General features: G+C 72.3%; 1 protein-coding gene. It reads right to left on the bottom strand.

Going from position 1 to position 6,978, the window contains the following annotated elements; all coding sequences use genetic code 11:
• Nucleotides 1-6,978: amino acid adenylation domain-containing protein (locus ACTMTU_RS35870; protein WP_441267618.1), on the bottom strand; the 6,978-nt coding region annotated here is incomplete at both ends.

Raw genomic sequence — 6,978 nt, 5'->3', positions numbered from 1 at the left:
CGGTCCAGATACGGCGCCAGCGCCTCATCGCACTCACGCACCGCGTCCGCGAACGCCTGCGACTGCTCCAGCAGTTCACGCCCCATCCCCGCCCACTCGCTGCCCTGACCGGGGAAGACGAACACGACCTGGCCCCGCTCCCCCGCCGAGCCCTGGATCAGGGCGCGGTGGGAGCGGTGTCCGGCGAGGGCGGTGAGGGCTTCCGCCGCGTCGGTGGTGGTGCCGGCCATGACGACGGCCCGTTCGGTGAAGTGGGCGCGGCGGGTGGCGGCGGTGGCGGCGATGTCCCGCAGGGGCGTGTCGGGGTGGGCCCTGAGCCAGTCGGCCCAGCGTCCGGCCTGCTCGCGCAGTGCCGTGTCGTTGCGTGCGGAGAGGACGACGGGCAGGGGGGCAGGCTGTGCGCCGTGGGTGCGGGGGGTTTCGTGCGGGTGGCGCGGCGGGGCCTGTTCGAGGACGACGTGGGCGTTGGTGCCGCCGATGCCGAAGGAGGAGACGCCGGCGCGGCGGGGGGTGTCCTGCTGCCACGGGCGCAGTTCGGTGTTGACGTGGAAGAGGGCGGGGTCGAGGCCCATCTCGGGGTTGGGGCGTTCGAAGTTGAGGCTGGGCACGAGTTCGGCGTGGTGCAGGCACAGGGCGGCCTTGATGAGGCCGGCGAGTCCCGCGGTGACGTCGGTGTGGCCGATGTTGGTCTTCACGGAGCCGAGGGCGCACGGCTCGTCGCGGTCGTCTGCGGCGAACACCTGCTGCAAGGCCTGTACTTCGATGGGGTCGCCCAGCGCGGTCGCGGTGCCGTGGGCTTCGATGAGCCCGATGTCGGCGGGGGTGAGACCGGCCGCGGCGTGGGCGGCGGCGATGACCTGTGCCTGGCCCTCGACGCTCGGCGCGGTGAAGCCGACCTTGTCGGCGCCGTCGTTGTTGACGGCGCTGCCGCGGATCACGGCGTAGACGGTGTCGCCGGCGGCGAGGGCGTCGGACAGGCGGCGCAGGACCACGACGCCGACGCCGCTGCCGAAGACGGTGCCGCCGCCCTTCTCGTCGAAGGCGCGGCACTTGCCGTCCGCGGAGAGCACCAGGCCCTGCTGGTACATGTAGCCCTGTTTGAGGGGGACGGTCAGTGACGAGGCGCCGACGAGGGCGACGTCGGACTCGCCGCGCAGCAGGCTTTCGCGGGCCAGGTGGGCGGCGACCAGGCCGGTCGAGCAGGCGGTCTGCACCGACAGGGCGGGGCCGCGGAGGTTGAGCTTGTGGGCGACGCGGGTGGCGAAGTAGTCGTTCTTGGTGCCGATCATGGTGCGGAAGAACGACGACATGTCGTTGACTTCCTCGCCACCGTAGCCGCCGAAGCCCGATCCGCCGAAGACTCCGATGCTGCCGTCGTAGGTCTGCGGGACCAGGCCCGCGTGTTCCAGGGCTTCCCAGGCGCATTCGAGGAAGAGGCGGTGCTGCGGGTCCATCGTCTCGGCCTCGGCGGGCGAGTAGTCGAAGAACGTGGCGTCGAAGAGGTCCGCGTTCTCCACGTGGCCCTTGGCCCGTACGTAGTTCGGGTCGCGCAGCAGGGTGTCGGGGACGCCGGCGGCGCGCAGTTCGGTCTCGGAGAACCGGGTGATCGACTCGGTGCCGTTGCGGAGGTTGTTCCAGTAGGTGGTGATGTCCGGTGCGCCGGGCAGCCGGCAGGACATGCCGACGATGGCGATCGCGTCGTCGTCGGTGCGGCGCGGCGGTGCGGGCCGCGGGCCGCGGGCGGTCCGGGTGGTGTCGTGGTCGCCGCGCAGGAACGCGGCGAGCTGCCGGACGGTGGGGTAGCGGAAGACCGCGGACAGGGGGAATTCGCGGCCGAGTCCTTCGCAGATGACCTTGTGGGCCTGCAGGGCGGTCATCGAGTTGCCGCCCAGCTCGAAGAAGCCGCGGTCGGTTTCGATCCGTGGACGGTCCAGCACCTGCGCCCAGGCGCGTCGCACCAGTTGCTCGACGCTGTCGCCGAGGGGGGCGGGCGCGGCGGGTGCGGTGTCGGAGGGGGCCGGTGCCGTGCCGGCGGCCCGCGGTGCGGGCATCCGGAGCAGCGCACCGCGGTCGACCTTCTTGTTGGGGGTGTGCGGCAGTTCGTCCAGGCGTACCAGCCGGGAGGGCACCATGTAGGCGGGGACCCGTTCGGAGATGTAGGCGCGTACGAGGTCCTCTTCGGCGGGCCGGCCCGTCCAGTACAGGAACAGCCGGGGGTCGTTATCGGTGTCCTGGCGTACGACGGCGGCGCATTCGACGACGCAGTCGTGTTCGCCCGCGACGGCTTCGATCTCGCCGAGTTCGATGCGGTGTCCGTACAGCTTGATCTGGTTGTCGATGCGGCCGCAGTACTCGAGGCTGCCGTCCTCGCGGTAGCGCACCAGGTCGCCGGTGCGGTACATGCGGGCGCCGGGGTGGAACGGGTCGGGCACATAGCGTTCTGCGGTCAGTTCCGGCCGGCCGAGGTAGCCGCGGGTCACGGCCCGGCCGCTGATCCACAGTTCGCCGCGGCTGCCGCGGGGCATCCGTGCGCCGTGGCTGTCGAGGACGTACAGGCCGGTGCCCAGGACGGCGTCGCCGAGGGAGACCTCGCCCGGTTCGACGTTCCAGGTGGTGGACCACACGGTGCATTCGGAGGGGCCGTAGATGTTGGTCACCGAGCCGCGTACGGTGCGCAGCAGTTTCTTCGCGAGCGGCCGGTCCAGCGCCTCGCCGCCGACGATCATGCGGTCCAGGCCGCCGAGCAGGGCCCGGCCGTCGGCGTCGGCCAGCAGCATTCTGGCCAGCGACGGGGTGCACTGCAGGTGGGTGGGTGCGAAGGAGCGGTAGCCGGGCCATTCGCCGACGCTGCCCTGGGCGATGACGACGCGGTAGCCGCGGGTGAGGGTCCAGATCAGTTCGACGGTGGAGATGTCGAACGAGGGGCTGGTCACGGCCAGCCAGGTGTCTCCGGGGCCGCCGCCGATCCGGTCGTCGACGCTGCGGCAGAAGTTGACGAATTGTCCGTGCTCGATCAGGACGCCCTTGGGAGTGCCGGTGGAGCCGGAGGTGTAGATGACGTATCCCAGGTCGTCGAGCGCGGGACGGGCGGCCGGCGGTGGCCATGCGGCGTCGAGGGGGGCGTCGGGGATGTCGCCGATCAGCAGAACGTGGGCCGTGGTGTCCACCGGCCGGTCGGAGACGAGGACCCGCAGTCCGCTGTCCTGGATCACGTAGTCGACGCGTGCCTGCGGGTAGTGCGGGTCGACGGGCAGGTAGGCGCCGCCCGCCATCCAGATGGCGAGCACCGAGACGACCAGGTCCGCGGAGCGGGGCAGGTGCACCCCCACCGGGACCTCGGCCGTCACACCGGCCTCGGTGAGCCGCGCGGCCAGTGTCCCGGCCCGCGCCACCATCTGACGGTAGGTCGTCTCCCGCCCGTCGCAGACCAGGGCGATCGCGTCGGGTGTGCGGCGCGCCTGGGCCAGCACCAGGTCCAGGGCGGTCGTGGTGTCCGGGCCCGCCGTGAGCGAGGGCCGGCCGCCGCGCTCCTCCAGCCAGGCCAGCTCGGCCGCCTCCAGCAGATCCAACTCGCTCAGGCGGCGCCGCGGCTGTGCGGCCAGCGACTCGAGCAGGGTGCGGAAGTTGCGCACCATCCGCTCGGCGGACGCCCGGTCCATGGTGTGGGAGAGGTATTCCAGCTCGCCCCACAGTCCGTCGCCGCTGGGTGCGAGGTTCATGCCGAGGGCGAACTTGGAGGCGCCGCGGACGTTGCCCGCGCCGTTGCCGCCGGCCGGCAGGAGCCAGGCGTCCTCGCCGCTGCCCAGGGCCGGGAAGTCGGCGCCCATGTAGTTGAACACGGCGCGGATCAGCGGGTTGTCGTCGCCGGTGCGGGGCGTGTCGGCGACCTTCATCACTTCGGTGAGCGGCACGCTCTGATGCTCGACCAGCCCCAGGATCCGCGGCTGCATCGCGGCCAGCAGATCGGTGAAGACGGGGTCGCCGCTCAGATCGCAGCGCAGGGGCAGCGTGTTGGTGAAGAAGCCCAGCACGTCCGAGGTGCCCGGCAGCTGCCGGTTGGCCCAGACCGTACCCAGGGTGAAGTCGTCCTGGCCGGCGTAGCGGGCCAGCATCACGGCGAACGCCCCGGCGAAGACGGTGTACGGGGTCACGGACGCTTCGGAGGCGAGCGCCTCCAGTTGCCCGCGCAGCTTTGCGGGCACGGTGAAGTAGACCGCGTCGCCGCCTTCGGCGCCTTCCGCCACGGCCTGCGGGCCGGGCGGCAGCTCCAGGATCGGCGAGCCCTGAAGTTCGGCGGCGAAGAACCGCAGCCCCTCCTCGAACCGCCCCTCCGTGAGGCTGCGCTGTTCCCAGCGGGCGTAGTCGCCGACGTGGTGCGCGGGTTCGGCCGCCTGCGGCCGCTGTCCCGCCGTGAACGTGCGGTAGGCGTCGTACAGTTCGCGCAGGAAGACCGTCAGGGACCAGCCGTCGGTGACCGAGTGGTGGAAGGTCAGGCACAGGATCTGGCCGTCGGCGCCGGTGTCGAGCAGGCGACAGCGCAGCAGGGACGGTCCGGCGAGGTCGAAGGGCCGCAGCTCCTCCTGCCGGATCCTGTCGTCCACCGCGTCCTGTCCGAGGCCGGACAGGTCCTCGTACGTGAACGGGACGGTGACGTCGGTGTGGACGTTCTGGACGAGCCGGCCCTCTCGGGAGCCAAGGCCGGTGCGCAGCGCCTCGTGCCGCCCGGCCATCCAGGCCAGGGCCCGGACGAACGCGTCGCGGTCCAGCGGACGGGCGATCCGTATCCGCAGGGCCACGTTGTAGCGGGCGGTGCCCGGGTGCATCTGCTCCAGGAACCACAGGCGGCTCTGGCCCTCGGTGGCCGGGTGCACGTCCCGTTGTTCGGCGCGTTCCAGCGGAAGCGGTGCTGCGCCGGCGGTGCCGGGGTTGCCGGTGCCGGGTGCGGCGTCGAAGACGTGGGTGAGGAGGTGGTCGGCCAGGGCGCCGGGGGTGGGGTGGGCGAAGGCGAGGTCCGCGGGCAGGACGGCGCGTACCTGTGCCGACAGGCGGCGGCGCAGTTCGACGGCCATCAGCGAGTCGAGGCCCAGGTCCTTGAGCGGCTGGTCGTCGCCGATCTCCTGCGGGTCCGTGATACCGAGGACGACCGCGACGTCGCGGCGCACCATCTCGGTGACCGCGGCGCGACGCTCGGCCTGCGGCAGGGCGGCGAACTGCTCACGCAGGCCGGAGTCGGTGCCGGGGGAACGGCGTGTGCCGCGCAGGCGGGCGGGGACCAGGGCGCGGAAGACGGGCGGGAGTTGCTCGCCGTCGTCCAGGGCGCGGCGCAGCGATGCGGTTTCGAGCTTGATCGGGACGAGGTGGGCGTGCGGCTGGAGCAGGGCGGCGTCCAGCGTGGCCAGTGCCTGCTGCTGGGTCAGCGCGCCGAAGCCCTGGCGTCGCATCCGCGCCACGTCCGCCTGCCCGAGTTCCGCGGTCAGCCCGATCCCGGCCTGCTGCCACAGGCCCCAGGAGAGGCTGGTCGCGGCCAGGCCCTCACTACGGCGGAGGGCGGCGAGCGCGTCCAAGGCCGTGTTGGCGGCGGCGTAGTTGCTCTGGCCGGGGCCGCCGAGGACGCCGGAGGCGGAGGAGTAGAGGACGAACGCGGCGAGATCGAGGCCGAGTTCGCGGGCGAGGTCGTGCAGGTGCAGCGCACCCTCGGTCTTGGGGGCCAGGACGCGGGTCAGACGGTCGGGGTTCTGGTCGGTGAGGAGTCCGTCGTCGAGGACGGCGGCAAGGTGGAACACGCCGGTCCAGGGGTGGGCGGTGTCCACGCCGGTGAGCAGGGTCCGGACCTGGGCGCGGTCGGCCACGTCGCAGGCGACGACCTCGACACGCTCGGCACCGGCGGCGATCAACTCCCCCACCAACTCAGCAGCGCCGGGTGCGTCCGTGCCACGGCGTGAGGTCAGCACCAGACGGCGCACACCGTGCTCCTGGACCAGGTGACGGGCCAACGCCTGGCCCAACTCCCCCATGCCGCCCGTGATCAGGACCGTGCCGGCAGGATCCAGGCCGCGGGTCTGCGCGTCGGCGTCTGCCGACGTCCGGACCAGGCGGGCGGCCAGTATCTGGCCTGCGCGGACGGTCAGCTCGGGTTCGTCCGCCACTCGCAGGGCCGATGTCAGGTCCTGGGTGTCGGTGTCGATCAGGCGGATCACCCGCTCCGGGTGCTCGCTGCGTGCCGACCGCACCAGACCCCACAACGACGCCTGGCCCACGTCCGTGGCGTCCTCGCCGACCGCGCCACGGGTCACCAGCACGATCTCGACCGTGTCGCCGGCCAACGCCTGCTGGAGTTCGGCCAGTCCACGCGCGGCGACCTCCGTCACCGAACCCGACCAGTTCCGTGCGTCGATCACGAGCCGGTCGGCGTCCTGTGCCTGAGGGCCGGCCGTGACCGGCTGGAAGTCCACCCGGTACAGGTGGTCCACGGACACCGACGCGGCGGCGCGGATCTGTTCCGCCGTGGCCTGCCGTACCTGGAGTCCCTCGATCCGGGCGACGGGGTCGCCGTTCTCGTCGGCCACCCAGATGCGGGCGGCGGTGCGTGTCTCGTCGAGCTCGGCCCGGACGTGGAGCAGGCTGCCCGCGCCGGTGAGGAGGTCGACCCCGGTCCATTGGAACGGCAGGGCGATGTCGTCTCCCGTGCCGTTGCCGTCCGGTACGGCGAAGAGTGTGTGCAGGGCGGTGTCGAGGAGTGCGGGGTGGATGCCGTAGCCGTCGGTCGAGACGTCCTCGGGCAGGCGGACCAGGCCATAGGCGGTGTCGCCGTCACGCCACAGCTCGCTCAAGCCCTGGAATGCGGGGCCGTACTCGATGCCGATGGTGTCCAGACGCTCGTAGAAACCGTCCAGGTCCACCGGCTGCGCACCCGTCACCGGCCACTGCGCCAACGCCTCGAACCCGTCGGCTGCGGGGGCGGCCGGTGCCTCGCTCAGC

Origin of the sequence: Streptomyces sp. OZ13 (genome assembly GCF_052068155.1) — a bacterium.
Classification (GTDB): Bacteria; Actinomycetota; Actinomycetes; order Streptomycetales; family Streptomycetaceae; genus Streptomyces.
This window is presented reverse-complemented; position numbering and strand designations above follow the sequence as displayed.